A 16,443-nucleotide genomic window follows, 5' to 3' on the forward strand; every position below is an offset into this window, starting at 1 on the left:
CCTGGGCTTCCGCAACCTCACCAACTACATCGCCAGAAGCCTGCTCGAGACAGGCGGATTCAGACCCCAACTACACCCTCGATTGGGATGAGCCCATGATTGGGCATCGGCACGGGGTGCTGTGCGGACACCCGCCCGTGGAGCGCCGGGGCGCCCCGGCGCTCCACTCCTACCACAACGGTGCTCAGCAGTGCCCGGTCATCACTCCACCGAGGAATTCACCGGAGCGTTCGCCTCCCCCGGAGGTTCGGTCAGCTGGTTCGACGGGGACTGCAGAGGGCTCAGGACGGCATTGCGTGTGGCGATCACCGTATCGATGGACTGCGCCAAGGCCACGTCGATCGGGTTGTCGTCCGTGCGGTGCGTATGGAGAGCCAGTCCGAAGCCGGCGAGCACGAGGGAGGCGGCCCCGAAGGCCACGCTTTCGCTGGCTGCGCGCTCACGGGCAAGCGCGATGAACTCCTCGCGCACCGACATGATCCACCGTGTGAACTCGGCCACGAGCTCAGGCCGCTCGGCGACGACCCTCTTGATGCCCTTGCGGTCCACGTTGTGATTTGTCGCTGCGACGACCACCTCGCACAAGGCCGGCACCAGCTCACCTTGTGCTCTGCGGAATCGTTCGGCGACTTCGGGGGGGATCACCCGGTCGGGCAGGCCCAGGATCGCTGCCGCTTTCGAGGGGTAGTAATTGAAGAAGGTCCGGGCGGACACATCGGCGGCGTCGCAGATGCGCTCCACCGTCGCATTCTCCAGGCCACCCTCGTCCAGAAGACGCAGTGCAGCCCCGTGGATCGCCCGTCGGGTCTGCTGTTTCTTGCGTTCGCGAAGACCGCAGGGCTTGATCTCCTCAGCCTTATCGGCGTCCATGGCCACCTCAGTCCTGTGCTGCCCCGGAGCCGCGGTGTTCGGCCTCCAGAGCCGAATCAGCCTGCTCCTGAAGGGCCGAGAACTTGCGCAGCGGCGGTACCTTGAAGAACCAGCTCAGCGCGAAGGCCAGCATCAGGACGCCGAAGCCGGTCCAGTAGATCGTCACCGACGAGCGCGTGAAGCCCACCATGAACGGCTTGCTGAGCCGGGGGTCCGCGCCGGTGAGGAAGGACGTGTCGCTGGTGGCCGAGCTCGACGAGCTGGACAGCTTCGACGCATTCTGGTTGATCTGCTGGGCAAGCTTGGGGGTCAACTGATCGACCCAGAACACCCGCTGGGTCTCATTCGACCAGTCCACCTGCAGCGTGTCGCCGACAACATTGGCATGGGCCTGACTCGCGGCCGCGCTCAAGGCCTGCTGCTCAGCCGCAGGGCGAGCAGTCTCGACCCCGTGGGTGATGGCCACCGATGCCTCGGCCTGGGTGATCTCGCCAGCCGCGACCTGAGCGTTGACTGCCTCGGTGACCTTCTGCGTCACTGCTGTGTCAGCGGCCTGCTTGGCCGCACTGCTCGCCGAGTCGAGCTGGGTCTGGATGGTGCTCTTCACCGGATTGATGATGGGTGTCCACAGCTGCTTCATGATCGCCTGGTTACCCGGTGCGCCGGCGACACTCGGGTTCAGTGACGCGTCCAGAGCTGCGTTCAGCGTGGTCTGGTTGGTCATGCCCTGCACGATATTGGTGGGCAGCAAGGAGAACAGCACGGACAGCATGATGGCGGTGCCCAGCGTGCCGCCGATCTGGCGGAAGAAGGTGGCAGCGCTGCTGGCCACCCCCATGTCCTTAGGGGGAACGGAATTCTGGCTCGCCAGGATCAGGGTCTGCATGAGCTGGCCCAGGCCGAAACCGATGACAAACATTCCCAGCATCAAATACCACAACGGGGTGTCGTACTTCATGAAGGTGAGAAGGAGGAAGCCGAGCGCAGTGCTCATGGTGCCGGTGATCGTGAAGACCCGGTAGTGGCCTGTTCGCGCCGTGATCTGGCCAGCGCTCAACGCGGCAATCATCAGGCCGATCACCAACGGGATGGTGGCCAGTCCCGATTCGGTCGGGTTCAGACCCACCACGATCTGCAGGTAGAGCGGAATCGTCATCATGGCGCCAAACATTCCGAAGCCAACGAGCACACTGAGAATGGTGGCCATCGAGAAGGTGTGAGAGCTGAACAGTCGCAACGGGACGATCGCATCATCACCCATGCGCTGCTCGATGACGAGGAAGGCGATGACGCCGAGCACACCGATGACATAACACGTGATGGAGATGGCCGAAGCCCAGCCCCAGGTCCTGCCTTGCTCTGCAACGACGAGCAGCGGGACGAGAGCCATGACCACCGCGGCTGCACCGAACCAGTCGATTCGCGGCGCCGTGTTGGTGTTCACCTTCGGCAGGTGCAGGAAAGCAAAGACCATCGCGAAGGCAATGATTCCGACCGGGACGTTGACGAGGAAAACCCAACGCCACCCGGCAATGCCGAGAATCCTGTTCGTATCCGCGAACACGCCACCGATGAGCGGACCGATGACCGTTGAGACACCGAAGACCGCGAAGAAATAGCCTTGGTACTTGGCTCGCTCCCGAGGGGCGAGTATGTCGCCCATGATGGCGAGCGGCAACGACATGAGCGCGCCGGCCCCAATGCCCTGGAAGGCGCGGAAGCCCGCGAGCATGAGCATGGAGGTGGAGAGCGAGGACATCAGCGAGCCCAGGACAAAAACAGTGATACCGAACAGGAACAGCGGCCGGCGACCAAATAGGTCAGAGACCTTGCCGTAGATCGGGACGGTTATCGTGGACGTGATCAAATAGGCGGTGGTCACCCAGGCCTGCTGGTCGAGTCCGTGCAGATCATCGCCGATCGTGCGGATTGCCGTACCAACAATGGTCTGGTCGAGTGACGACAGGAACATTCCGGCCATCAGTCCGTAGATGACCAGGAGAATCTCCCGGTGATTCATCACCTGCTGGTGCTCCTCGGGAGGCGTGGGAGCCTCCCTGCGTGCGGTGGCGATTGACATGCATCCCTCCGAGAGTCATTAGCCGTCAACCTTGCGCCCACCGCCGAGGTTGAGCGCCGGGCGCCGACGCTGGCGGGAGAAACTTGCAGCAGGAAAATCTTGCAGCAATGCAACCATACCTACCCGCACTGACCCATTCAACTTCGCCCTCGAGGAAGCCGAGGAGGGCCTCGCGAGCCGCCACGAGGACAGGCAGGTGGAGACATACACAGACAGATGCAGGCAGGCACAGTGAGGCGGAGGGAGGCGGGAAGAGGGTGCCCCGCCGAGCCGACGACCCCGCCGGGCTCGGGCCGGTCCACGGATCGCAGGTCTGCTGGATCCCGGACCCCGCCCGCCCCGGGCATACGGCAAAACCTCACGGAAGCCCTCGGGCATTGACAGGCTGAAAACGGGCTGATAAATATTCAGATCAGTGTAACTAGTTACGGTCATTGATGGATCGCAATTGGCTCACCAATCCTGCTGACACAGCGATGTGATGGGAGCAACAATGACAATGAAAGTGAGCCGACGGGGAGTCCTCGCCGGCGCCATGGCGTCGTCTGCCGTCCTGGCAAGCCAGGTCGTGTGGGATGCCTCGGCGTCCGCGGACGGTGCGAGCCCCTCGGCAAGCGCCTCGAACAGCTCGGGGAGCGACACGGCCTCCGCGGTCCTCGATACGATCACCTTCGGCGATGCCGCCTCGGAGCTCGCGCACTCCTTCACCGGGAAAGAGCTGTCCGCCACGGTGACCGGGGCGCTGGGCCAGCCGGCGCGCGTCATCAATCCGCTGCCCCAGCCGAGCTGGTGGGGCGGGACAATCGGCTTCACCCTCACGGTGGACCCCACGAAGACCACCTATGTCACGGTCAAGCTCTGGGGAGGCGACGCCGCGGCCAAGCTCACCCCGACCAGCACCGACACCCAGGACTGGCGCCTGCAGCTCTTCGTGGACGGCAAGGCGGTCGGCTGGTACGACGAGGGGCCGGTCGACAACCTCGATCAGATCGGGCCCGATCCCCGCTCACCGGGCCGCTTCTTCATGCACACACTGCCGCTGCCAGAGGCCATCACGGCCGGCAAGGACGAGCTTGCCATCGAGATCCGCGCGATGGGCCGCATCTGGGAATACGGGGATGCCAAGACCTTCTTCGCGAATGACATGAACACGCCCTCCCGGCCCCTCTACCGCGTCTACTCCCATACCGAGCCCCAGTTCGTGCCCGAGAGCACGGATGTGCTCGGCAGCCTTCCGACGGTCGGCACCCGCGCCAACGACGACAAAGACTGGCTCGCCAAGGTGCGCACGCGCGTTCTCGGCGACCTCCAGCAGCTCGTCTATGGAGGCGGCGCCTACTCCCTGGACGCCTGGGGTTTCAATGAGCTCGCCGAGGCCTATGACTGGCAGGACGAGGAGAACATCGCCTACCACAACCCCGATGCCTTGACGGCGCTCTGCGCGGCCATCGACGGCCGCTACAACGCGTGGAAGGCAGACCCCAAGGTCCTCACGGACTCCGACCAGCAATGGCAGGGATTCGGGAGAGTCGGTCTCGTGCTCGCCTATCGATGGGAGGAGCTCAATGCGAGCTCCGCATCGCAGCCCACATCGCTGCTCGATCTCAATGTCACCCCCGGATATACGACGCTCGTCAATGCCGGATTCGAGGGCGGCGGAGACACCCCGATAGGCTGGCAATCACCTGGCTGGGCGCCGAATGGAACGTTCACTCGCGACACCTCCGTCGCGCACAGCGGGCAGGCATCGATCAAGCTCACCTCGAAGGGAAGCGAGGGTATGTTTGTCGTGCAGCCCGCCGGTGCCACGCTCGTCGGCAGCGGCCAATTCTCCTTCACCGCATGGGTCAAGACCGATGGCAAAGCAACCACCCCGCGAGTCGATGTGCTGTTCTTCAATGCGTCCAACAAGGTCGTCGGCACCGACCACAATTTCTATGTGACCACGGGGACCACCGACTGGCAGGAGCTCTCCGGGAGCTTCCCGGTCCCTCAGGGTGCCGCGAACTTCCAGATGTGGATGCGTGTTGACAATGGGGAATCCGCCTGGTTCGACGACCTCAGCGTCACGGCGCCCGCCCCGGCCTCGGCCGCCCCCATCAGCCGACGGGCGGCCTATACCGACATGCTGCTGTCCAGCAGGGACTACTGGAAGCAGAACATGAGGCACTACAGCAACCAGGCCCAGATCACCGCCATTGGCATCTACCAGGCGAATCGTGGGCTCTCCCTCATCTCTCCCAAGAATGCCTGGCCCGAGGCACGAGCTCGCGAGTGGCTCTATGAGAGCATCGGGTCCAAGCCGTGGCTTGGCCCCGAGCTGCCCGACGGAACCCGGACCAAGCCGCTCGGCGAGGACTATGTGGTCGTTTCTCCCAAGGGGCTCACGAGGGAACTGGGCTTCGTTGGCAGCTATGGCGAGGTCCAGGACTGGCTGGTCATGATGTACGAATCGGTCACCCGCGGGTACCGCGCCCTCGATGCCCCAGAGCTGCGCGAGCGGATGGTTGCCATGTGCAAGGCGCGCGGTTATTTCCGCCATATCGATCTCGACGCGGACGGGAACCGGATTTCCCGGCTCGAATCCGAGATCGGCTGGCGCAACGAGGTGTACCCGGGTGTCACCACATACACGAGCCGCACGTGGTGGGATGGCAATCCCCTCATGACAGCTGGAGCCTTCGACGATCCCGACCTCACCGGCTGGGCCCAGGAGATGATCGACGACGGTCAGTTCGGCCCGCAGTTGTCCTTGCTCCTCACGAACACCGGCACACGCGTGGGACTCAATGCCCTGCGGCTGCTCGCAAGGGACCTTCCGGCGTTCCAAGCGCAGGGCAAGTCCGGCCGCAGGCTTCCCATCGACTGGGAGGCCGACGACTTCGTCTTCGCCGACGAGGTCGCGGGGGCGCTTGCCCTCAAGAATGGCCAGGAGATACTCTTCGCCTCCCCCTACTGGCGTTCTCGTCAGGCCGTGAACCGATGGGGACGGGTGCATCTCCTCACACCCAGCACTCAGCGCACCGCGACGATTCGAGAGACGGTGGAGGGGGACCTCAGCGACGAGACCTTCGCGATCCAGGACTGGGTCACCCAGGACTATGCGATCAACAACAGCGGACAACCCATCGGCGTTCCGGGCGGTTCGTGGCCTGCGCCCGGCCCGCAGGTGCATCAGGCCTATGCAGGCGAGGTCATGCACCTGGCGAAGATCCCGGCGGATGCGGATCCCGCACTCGGTTCGAGGGATCTGGGGGTGGAGGAGGTGCTCGTCGGCATAGCACCCTTCTATCGGCTGGAATACGGGCGCTATCTGGTGGGAATGAATACGACAAAGGACCGAAGCTTCGAGCTGGCGGACCCCGCGGGACGCCACGGCCAGCAACTGACCGGCACGCGTGACCATGTCGATCTGTCAAGCCCCATCACGGTGCCCCCGATGTCCACCGTGGTCGTCTACTTGGACCCGGTGTCGCCCCAGCCCAGCCCCTCACCATCGGCCTCGGCCACGTCGCCGAGCCCGTCGGCGCCCAGCAGCTCGGCAGTGCCCTCGTCGCCGGTACCGTCAAGCCCGAGTGCGCCCGGATCGGTGGCGAAGCCGAGCGGGTCTGCCTCGAAGACTTCCTCGGTGCTCGGTCTGCCGCTCACGGGTGGCAGCGGCGTCGGCGGACTTCTTGGCGTGGCCGCGGTGCTCTCCGCCGCGGCTGGTGGGTGGATCGTCGCGCGCAGGAACCGGAACGCTGGCACCGGGCCGGACGACGGTACCGATACCGAGTGATCGGCGATCGGCAGGGCCCTCGTCACCGGAGGTGGCGAGGGCCCTGCCGTGCCTTGTCGCGCCATCTCCAGGGAAGACAGCGAGCGGGCGGCGACACACTGCCCCATGGGCATCCGCGTGAGGTGAGCAAGAGCCCCGCGGGGCTGTGAATCCTGGGATTCCGGGGCTTCAGCCCGCCAGGCTCCCCACCGACCCCCCGGCCACCAGCTCGGTCGGGAAAACGACATTCTCCTTGGGCCGTATTCCCAGAGCGATCTCCACGGCCCGCTGCCCCACCAGGCGGAAGGGCGCTCGCACGCTGGTGAGCCCAGGCGTCAGATCCCCGGTGAGCGGGTTCGCGTCGAAGCCGACGACGGAGAGATCGTGCCCGATGCGCAGCCCATGGCAGCGGGCAGCGCGGTAGACGCCGACCGCCAGATTGTCGGTCATGGAGACGAATGCCGTCGCCTCGACGCCGCTGTCGAGGAATGCATTCATTGCCACTGCACCCTCCTCGGCCGAGTTGCCGGCAGTGACGATCAGCTCGTCGTGAGGTCGAAGCCCATGGCTGCGCATTGCGGCCCGGTATCCACTGAGCCGCACCTCACTGGTCGTCGTGCCGACGCCCTCGCCGAGATAGCCGATGCGCCGATGCCCCTGGGCGACGAGATGGTCGACAGCACGGGCGATCCCGCCGGCATGGTCGTAGTCGACGCTGACGATCTCGGGGCGCGTTGCAATGGGGCGGCGTCCGCACAGAATGAGCGGCGCGCCGACAGACGCGAGCTCCTCGCAGTAGCGGCCCAAGGTGCGCTCGAACGAGCCGCTGCTGCGGGTGGCGCCCACCATGAGCACGGCGGCAACCCGCTGTTCGGCGAGCACCGAGATGAGCCTCGACTCCCGCTCAAGGGAGCCCTCGGTGCTGGAGATGAACAGCAGATGCCCGCGGGCGCCCGCCACCTGCTCGGCGCCTCCTGCCAACTGGGCGAACGAGGTTCCGATCATGCGCTCGAAGATCAGCGCGATCGTCCTCGGCCCGTGTCCGGTCATGGCCCGGACCAGGCCATTGCGCACATAGCCCAGCTGCTCGGCCGCCTTCATCACGCGCTGACGCGTGCCGTCGCTCACATGGGGACTGTCCGCCAGCACCCGCGATGCCGTCGCCACCGACACCCCGGCTCGCTTCGCGACATCGCGGAGGTTCACCTGATCGACCTTCGTCGGTCCAGGTCGGCGCTGACTGCCGTCCGCTCCGCTCACCGCCGTCACAGCCATGGTCGCGGCCTCAGTACCCGGGCCTGGGCCGCCGAGCGGTCAAGAGCGGTTGTCGTGATGGCATTCAGCTCAGCTCCTCGAGAGTGAATCGTGCATCGGCGAGCGTGAGGTCGCTCACCGTCAACCGCTGCCTTCGGCCGTTCACCAGCTCGATGACCATACCGGACTCCTCGGGCACGATCGAGCGGATCACGGGTTCATCGTCGTACTGTTCGACAACGGTGGCAAAGTCGGCTGCTGTTCCGTTCTCACGGATGTCGAGTGTCCTGCGACGAGTGCTTTCGTCGCCGACCGGATAGTCCCCGCCGATGCTCACCCTCAGCGCCACGGCGTCCAGACCCCGCAGATCGACCTTCAGCTCGCCGGCAGCTGCCAGATCGGCCGGCGTACCGGGCAGGCTGTGCTGCATCACCCTCATCTCCAGCTTCACCGGGCCTTGTTCGTAGTCGCGGTCGGGCACCGGCACCGGCACGACATTGCTGTACTCGACCGGCAGCTCGCCCAGGCCAATCTGCCGTCCGTCCCGGGTGGTGACGATGCCATTGCCCCAGAACACGCAGGGGATGGGCTCCATGGGCGCTGCGTCGTACTCCGGCTGCACCGGTGTCGACTGGGTCCGCAGGACAAGCGAGTCCACCCCGTCCACTGCGATATCGAGATCATGGCGTCCGAAGATCCACGGTCCGAGCCGTCCCTCCCGGACCGTGGTGCCTCCCGCCATCACGGTATAGTGCAGCTGCTGCTGGGTCTGGTAGTACTCGGGATCGCATCCTACGAGGAGCTCGCGGGAAGACGGGCTGACCGAATGGATGTCCATCTTCAACAGGCCTGGCCTGTTGTAGGAGCTCCTGATCTTCGCGAACCAGCCCAGATCGCTCAATTCGGACATGTCCACCTCGAAGTGGGCGCTCACCACTCCCTCACCGCGGAATCGGTGGCAGTCGGTGACGAACTGGCCGCTGCTCAGCGGCGACGGATCGAGGGTGGGCTCATGGCCCAGGTAGCGCAGTGCCGATGAGCGGCTGAACGCAAAGTGGTCGCTGTCGGCCGGATCCGGCGACAGCCGCTCGACCTCACCGGACCCGGGAACTGTCAGTGAATGCAGGCCGCTGACATGGAACAGGCAGTCGAATTGGTGGCGTTCAGTGGCCTCGAGGTGGTCGAGGACCACGATGTAGTCATCGGTGAGGAGCGTCGCCCGCCGCTGGACGATCGGCTCGGTGAATCCGCTGCGCCGGGTGTATTCAGGCTGCTGGTCCGGCAGTTCCAGGCTGCGTCCCTCGGCCCAGCAGCGCTCGGCGAAGGTCTCACCCTGCTTGACGATCCAGCCGCCATAGGGCGGATTGCACCATCTCGTGGTGATCTCATGAACGGCGAACTGCAGGTGGTCTGCAGAGCCCATCGCCAGCAGATGCGATTCGGCTGGATCCTGCTGCTTGAGGTCGACAGTCGTCATGTTGTGCGTGATCGAATTCTGGACATAGAACTTGTACATGAAGGTGTGGTAGGCGTACCAGATGCTCTCGGGATTGTAGAAGTTCTTCCCGAAGCGACGGATCGAGTTGAGCGCCAGACGGTCGTAATGGCCGTGCGCCCCGCCCAGGATTCCCGTCTTCACCGTCACCTGGTATTCCTCGTCCAAGGATCGACCGGCCACCTTGGAGCGCAGCAGGGTGATGCCCGCCACGTCGGCGCGGGCATTGTCCCGGAAGATCTGCAGATCGGGGTCAGAAACGGCAGGCAGCTCCCCCACCCCGTAGTAGGGGTCACGCTCATCGGGCGCGACGGCTCTCAAGAAGGGGATCAGGCTCGGATTGCGATAGGTGCGATACGCAAGGTCATAGCGCGGCTCCATGAAGAAGCACGCAGGTGCGCGCATTTCGGCGGCATCGTTCATCCCGAAGACCACGCCCTGGTCGTCGAAGAACGGGATCATGCTGTCGACGAGCATCCGTATCGAGCGCGTACTGCGGGTGGAGGGTCCCCAGATCTGCGTCGAGAGGCCGTCGATACGGTCGTCGGACGCGATGAGTGCCTCGTCCACCGAGGTGGTCCGAGCATAGCTGGCAGGCAACTCCAGCTGCGCCAAGCCGAACCCCCACTTGTCGACAACGCTGGCCACCTGAAGGAAAAGCCCCATCGCCAACAGGTTGTAGCCGATGGAGGCCTCGAACCACCAGCCGTCGTCCACGATGCCCTTGGAGATGTGATCGTGGATCCCGCTCGGACAGGTCAGGAAGTAGCCGATCTCACTGAGATCCTCCATTGCGGCAGCGCAGGCCACCGCGCCCACCAGCTCCGAGAGGTTCCAATTGGAGATCTTGCCCCGCATGGTCTCCTTGCGGATGATCTCCATGAAGAACCGGAAGGCCTCCTGGGTGCGAGTCACTTCTTCCGCGCTGAGCAGACCGGTGCGCTTGATGTGATCGAAGGCGTAGGCCGTATGCAAGAAGAACAGTCCTTCGTGCACCAATTCTTGGTTCCCGGCCCTGGGCACTGTCCCATAACCGCGCTCGGGGTCGCTGAACTCCCTCATGAACGCAGCGACCTTCTCGGCAAAGTGCATCTCCCCGGTCACCAGATACACGAGGGCGCAGTTGTCGGCCTCCTCGGCATTCCGTGTCACGAAGAGATATCCCAGGGATGGGTCCACGGTCGGTACGATCCACTCCTGCGCCTGCCTGCGCCGGCGCGCGAAGGACTGCCGTGCCCACTCGTAGTGCTCGATGTTGTACCGGACCTCGTCGATGTCGGCCTCGCGCAGCGTGGTCGTGTAGTCCTCGCTGTGCCGGGTGGTCACGAAACGGAGCCTGACCGGCGCGCCGTGCTCGGACGACACGAGGAGTACCTGCTCCTCCCAGCCCCATTCCGGGACTCGCGGATCGTCGCTGACCGCCACCTGCAGCTCGCGGCGCTCACCAGGCGAGAGCACGATCACCGGCCCGCACTCCTGCCCGTCGGTGCCGAGCAGGAGTGCATGCAAGGTCTCCCAGCCGCGGCGTTCGATGCGTGCCGTCACCCGGATCGAGGATTGGGTGACATTGCACAGCTCAACCGCATACTCGGCGCGGCCACCGGCAGGTATCGGCTTACCGAGGACTGGTGCCGCCACGGCGAGCTCGCGGCCCGCCACGAAATCCAGCGCTGCGATGTGAGGCCGGCGTGCCGAGCGGATCTCGACTGCGAGGACTCCGCGGAAGAACACCTGGTTTGCCTCGTCGACATCGAAGGCATCGAATGACACGAAGCTCGGTTCGCCGCTGCTCAGGAGCACGCGCGCCGTGGTCTCCACGAGCGCCTCGGGCCGCGGGAACCGGTTGAGCGTGGCGACCAGGGTGATGGTTGCCTCGACGACGCCGTAGAAGCCATCGGCCACGACGCGCAGACCGTACCAGTCGGTCAGGTCAACACTGTGGTCATTCGACTCGAAGAACCCCCACCGATCCCAGTGATCCTTGCCGTGCGGATTCGGGTGGGTGAATCGGACACCGCCCTCGACCTCGGTCTGATGCCATGCGGTGGCATCGACGATGACGTGTTCGGGCAGGGACTTCATGGGTCTACTCCTTGAAAGACAGGTGCCTTCGCCGGATCGGGCGGAGGGGAAGCCGGCACCGACGCATCGGTGGAAACTGCTGGGCCCGCGGGAGGGCTCAGCTCGCCCCGACTGGCCGAGACAGGGATCGATCGGGCTGGCTGCGGGCAAGCTGACGGTCCCAGCGGGCCGTGAGCAGCCAGGTGGCGAGATAGAGCGGAACCGAGACAGCAACGAATGGCAGCAGGCCCGGTACGAGCCAGCACAGCAGGATCATGGCCGCCTCGGTGAGTACGAGCCGGATCGAGGTGAGAGGCCACAGGATCGGCAACAGCAGAGAATTCTTGACGAGAGATATCCGGTCGATGGTGAAATGAGCGTCGTTGACAGCCAGATACGGCAGGAAGAGGCAGGTGAGCAGGACGACGACGAGCAGCGCCAGCCACGCCGGAATGAGGTCGTGCACGCCAGGCAACTGGTGGGCAAGAATGGCCCCGATGAGCAGCACCGAGAAGATCACCGACACACCCGCGAAACGTCGCACAGCAGGAAAGTAACGCTGCCAGGCCAGCCGGACCCAGCTAAACTCGTCGTCCTTGACCCGATCGTCCCGGAAGATGCTCACGACGACGACGGTCGCGGGAACAATGCCGAACACCACGCCGCCCAAGAGCACGAACACGATCCACAGCAGATTCATCATGACCAATCTGCTCGCCATGAGGGTGATTTCATAGATCTTCTGAGCTGTCTTGGGATTCATGGTGTCGCCACTCCTGGGAGACGATGGGACATGTGTTGTGGTGACGGATGCGGCTGCCGCGCCGCATCCGTCACCGCATCGATCAGCTGGCGTCGAAGAAGGTCTGCGCGGTCTTCTTCTCGAAGTCGACGCACTTGTCCAGGCCGAGACCCTGGGCCTTGGAGACCATCTCGTTCTTCAAGGAATCGAAGGTGGCATCGTCGCTCGCGTAGATCATCTTCCAGGAGTACTGCTTGATCGCATTGCCCACCTGGTTGGCGACCACCTTGAGCTGGTCGTCGTAGGAAACCGCCGGCACATCCTTCGGCTTGAATGCGGCAAGCTGGTTGTTCTTGACGAGCAATTCCTTCATGTTGAGGGCGCCTCCGTGGTCCTGCGTCCACTGCTTGTCGAGCGCCGAGGCATTCGATGTGAGGTAGTCGGTCCACACCTGGTAGTTGGCGGGGATCTTGTAGGTGGGGTTCGGCCATGCCTGGTCGAGCGTGGGACCGTTGACCCGTGATTTGAAGGTGTCTGACTTCTTGCCGCCCCCGAGGTCGGCGGGAATGGCAGCAGACCAGTCCTGCTTGCCCAGCTCGGTAAGAGTGGGGATCCCCTCGGAATTGCGCTTCCACAGCACTCCCTCGGGGCCCATCTCGAAGCCGAAGCCACCCTCGTCGGAATACAGGAAGTTCAGCAGCTTCAGCGTGCCATCGAGATCCTTCGCCTTCTTCGTGACGGCCCAGTACCAGGAGCTGCCGAAGGTCGAGGTCATCGGATCGGCGGCTTTCATCGAATCATTGCTGATCCTCTTGTAGCCCTTGCCCGCTGCGGTGAGATCGGGGTTTGCCGGGTTGAAGTTGAGATCGCCGGTGTAGCCGAAGACCCACAAGGCGGACTGGCCCTTCTGTGCCTTCTTGAGATAGTCATCCCAGGTCTGGGTGGCCGAGTCGGGGTCGAGCAGGCCCTTCCTGTAGAAGCCGTTGGCCCACTTCAGCGACTGCAGATAGATGCTGCCCTCCTCGATGAGCACCTGGGTCCGCTTGCCGAGCGGATCGATGTCGATGAACTTGTAGGCGTTCACCCCGTCATTGCCTGTCCACCCCATGGATTGCGAGATGGTGCGCAGCTGGGTGGCGTTGGTGCTGTCCCACTGGGAGAACAGCGAGAGCCCATAGAACTTGGATCCATTCTCCGTGGTGGGGTGCGCTGCCACCATCTGCTCGGCCACCTGGGCATAGCTCCAGTAGTCCTTGATGGCCGGCGATCCCAATTCCTTGTAGTAGTCGTAGCGCATGGAGGGCACGACCACGGGATCGGTCTTCGAGATCACGCTGTCGAGGCAGACCGCGCTAGGCATGGCCATCACCTTGCCGTCGTAGACCTTCTTGACCCTGGCAATGGCGTCCTTGAAGCGGAAGAGATTCGGGAGCTCCTTCTCCTTCGTCGAGAGGTCGAGGAGGAGATTCGCATTGAGCGCCTGCTTGAGATCGTCGACACCGGTGAAGACGATGAGATCTCCCAGGTTGCCGGTGGACAGCCTGGTGGCGAACCGGCTGGTGCCGCCCACGCTGTTCGGAACCACGCTCACCTCGGTATTCACCTTGTCCTTGAACCACTTGCCGACGTATCCGTCGAGCTTTCCCTCATAGGTGGCTGATTCGGTGAAAATACTGACCTCAGCGGTTGCTCCGCCACCACCCGACGAGGCTGAGGACGCGGACTTTCCGCAGGCGGAAAGCAATGGGCTGGCCAGCGCGCCGGCGGCCACGCCACCACAGATCTTGAGCAGCCCGCGGCGGCCAAGCCGGATCCCGGTGGCACCGGGGGTGGCGGTTCCGTTCGATTGCATGTCTTCTCCCTTGTTCAACCCTGCTGAATTGTTTGCTGCGGAGGCGGTCAGCCTTTGACCGCTCCAATGGTGATGCCCTTGACGAAATACCTCTGCATGAATGGGTAGACCATGAAGATGGGGAGCACCGCCACCATCGTCACGGTGAGCTGCACCGACTGGGCAGTCTGCGTGGTGTTGCTGATCTCGGTCATGCTGCCACCCCCGGCATTGATGGAGTTCGCCAATGCGGTGGACTGCGTCAGATAGCGGTACAGAATGTACTGCAAGGTCTGCAGATCGCTTCTGGTGACATAGATGACGGTGTCCATGAAACTGTTCCACTGGCCGACCGCCGTGAAGATGGCCAGCGTGGCCAGAATCGGCCCCATGAGGGGCAACATGATCCGGAAGAACAGCGACATCGTGCCGGCACCATCGATCTCGGCAGCTTCCTGCAGTGTCTCGGGAATGCTCGACTCAATAAAGGTCTTGACGAGCACGATATAGAACGCCGAGACCATCCCCGGCAGGACATAGACCAAGAAGTTGTCCAGCAGGCCGATGTAATTGAACAGCAAATATACCGGAACCACGCCAGCGCTGACATACATAGTGGCCACAAAGAACCGGTAGACGAACGTGCGATAACGCATCTTGCGCTGGGTCATCATGAAGCCCAGGAACGCCGAGCAGATGACGGTCAAGCCGGTGCCGATCACGGTGCGTTCGATGCTCACCAAGAACGCATGCCAGATGTCGGGGATCTGGAAGATCTCTGCATAGTTCGTGAAGTGGATCTCGCGGGGCCAGAAGAGGATCTTTCCGCTGGCACTCAACTGGTTGCTGCTGATGGTGTTGATGAAGATGTAATAGAAGGGGTACAGGCAGACGAAGGCAAACAACACCAGCACCACCACATTGAAGACCTGGAAGACCTTCTCCCCGGTGGACCGCTGCTCCATCGGAGCGATGTGCCGGGGTGCGCGGCGCAGACGGTGGCGCGCCTTCTTGGCCGGCTCAGAGGCGACGAGCAGCTTGTCGGCATTTTGGATCGGCGGAACAGCCGAAGTAGTCGTTGGGATGGTCACGATAGGTCCTCAGAAGATCGACTCGCCGCGAACGGACTTGGAGATTCGGTTCACGCTGAACAGCAGAGCCAGGCTGACAACTGTCTTGAGAATGCTCACCACGGTGGCGAAGGAGAAGTTCCCCGACACAATACCGGTGTTGTACGTATAGAGATCGAGCACCTCGATGCTGTCGGCTGTCATGGCATTCGAGAACACGAAGTATTGATCCATGCCGGTGTTGATGATGTTCGCGATGGCCAGCAGCAACAACACGAAGAATGTTGGCATGAGCCCAGGGACGGTCACATGAAGGGTCTGCTTGAAACGGCCCGCACCGTCGATGGCGGCCGCCTCGTACTGCTCCTGGTCAATGCCGTTGATGGCCGCAAGATACATGATGGCGCTCCAGCCCAGGCCCTTCCAGATGCCGAGCAGGGTCATCTTTATCCACAGGTGATCGCTACTGATGAGGAAGTTGATGGGGGCACTGATGACGCCCATCCGTGTCAGCACATTGTTGACGACCCCGTTGTCGACCGATAGGAAGGCGAACACCAGGGCGTAGACCAGCACCCAGCTCACGAAGTTGGGGGCGGTCGATACGGTCTGCACGAAACGGCGCAATTTCGAGGAACGCAGCTCGTAGAGGAAGATGGCAAAGATCAGCGGAAGGATACTCGATGCGATGCCGAGGAAGCTCATGCCCAAGGTGTTCGCCAATACCCGAAGGATGGTGTGCACCTGCTCCTGAGAGGAGATGAGGGCTCGGAACCACTTGAGGCCCACAAAGGGCATCTCGGTGGGCGAGGAACCGGGTTGGTAATCGACGAACGCGAAGTACCAACCGGCCAGCGGCAAATAGTGGAACACGAACGCGAAGACGACGAACGGTGACACCATGAGCAATAACTTGTTGGGTGTGGATAGTGCTTTCTTCACCCGAGTCCTCCTCGTCGCGAACAATGGGCACGGCAACATTACCGACCATTCGGGATTGCAGCTGAGCAAGCACATCACGAAGGGAGGTTCGTCGACTTCGATTCACGCCTTCGTGATCTCTGTAACTAGTTGCAAGCGTACTCTAGCTCCGCTCTTCGCGAAACGTCAACAGGGTTGATCCATCGATCTGGGAGCGCTGTGGGAGCCGCCGCGGCTGGCGTCAGCGCCGGGTTCGCAGCGGTCCGGTACGGACACCCGCCCTCTTGAAAGCCGGCCCGGATGCCGTGCCCAGTACCGATACAGCCCAGTGCCGAAACAACCCAGTGCCAAAACAACCCTGT

At 63.2% G+C, this 16,443-nt stretch carries 9 protein-coding genes; 1 reads left to right on the top strand and 8 read right to left on the bottom strand.

All coding sequences use genetic code 11. The annotated features are described in order from the left end of the window. Positions 1-201: 201 nt before the first annotated feature. Together BMX93_RS06895 and BMX93_RS06900 are read right to left on the bottom strand one after the other, a co-directional pair. Complete coding sequence (locus BMX93_RS06895) at positions 202-870, bottom strand: TetR/AcrR family transcriptional regulator (protein ID WP_091969554.1); 669 nt, start codon at positions 868-870, stop codon at positions 202-204. A 7-nt stretch (positions 871-877) separates the two neighbouring features. Further along, positions 878-2,950, bottom strand: coding sequence for an MDR family MFS transporter (locus BMX93_RS06900; RefSeq protein WP_218139251.1), 2,073 nt, complete (start codon positions 2,948-2,950; stop codon positions 878-880). 493 nt (positions 2,951-3,443) lie between these two features. Here BMX93_RS06900 and BMX93_RS06905 point away from each other — a divergent pair, with 493 nt between their 5' ends. Next, positions 3,444-6,728 carry a carbohydrate binding domain-containing protein gene (locus BMX93_RS06905; protein ID WP_143052842.1) on the top strand — a complete coding sequence of 1,095 codons (3,285 nt, stop codon included), beginning with the start codon at positions 3,444-3,446 and terminating at the stop codon, positions 6,726-6,728. A gap of 168 nt (positions 6,729-6,896) precedes the next feature. Here BMX93_RS06905 and BMX93_RS06910 read toward each other — a convergent pair whose 3' ends face one another. The 6 genes from BMX93_RS06910 to BMX93_RS06935 form a co-directional block, all read right to left on the bottom strand. Beyond that, positions 6,897-7,982: a LacI family DNA-binding transcriptional regulator gene (locus BMX93_RS06910; protein ID WP_091969429.1), complete on the bottom strand. Its 1,086-nt coding sequence runs from the start codon at positions 7,980-7,982 to the stop codon at positions 6,897-6,899. Between the two features lie 64 nt (positions 7,983-8,046). Continuing rightward, positions 8,047-11,538, bottom strand: coding sequence for a hypothetical protein (locus BMX93_RS06915; protein ID WP_091969431.1), 3,492 nt, complete (start codon positions 11,536-11,538; stop codon positions 8,047-8,049). Positions 11,539-11,635: 97 nt separating this feature from the next. Continuing rightward, the gene (locus BMX93_RS06920; RefSeq protein ID WP_091969433.1) at positions 11,636-12,280 is read right to left on the bottom strand and encodes a YesL family protein; all 645 of its coding nucleotides are present in this window, start codon (positions 12,278-12,280) and stop codon (positions 11,636-11,638) included. Between the two features lie 82 nt (positions 12,281-12,362). Continuing rightward, positions 12,363-14,111: an extracellular solute-binding protein gene (locus BMX93_RS06925; protein WP_091969435.1), complete on the bottom strand. Its 1,749-nt coding sequence runs from the start codon at positions 14,109-14,111 to the stop codon at positions 12,363-12,365. A 47-nt stretch (positions 14,112-14,158) separates the two neighbouring features. After that, positions 14,159-15,181, bottom strand: a complete 1,023-nt coding sequence (locus BMX93_RS06930) for a carbohydrate ABC transporter permease (protein ID WP_218139252.1) — start codon at positions 15,179-15,181, stop codon at positions 14,159-14,161. A gap of 9 nt (positions 15,182-15,190) precedes the next feature. Then, positions 15,191-16,102, bottom strand: a complete 912-nt coding sequence (locus BMX93_RS06935; protein WP_218139253.1) for an ABC transporter permease — start codon at positions 16,100-16,102, stop codon at positions 15,191-15,193. Positions 16,103-16,443: the final 341 nt, after the last annotated feature.

The organism is Propionibacterium cyclohexanicum (assembly GCF_900111365.1).
GTDB lineage: Bacteria > Actinomycetota > Actinomycetes > Propionibacteriales > Propionibacteriaceae > Propionibacterium > Propionibacterium cyclohexanicum.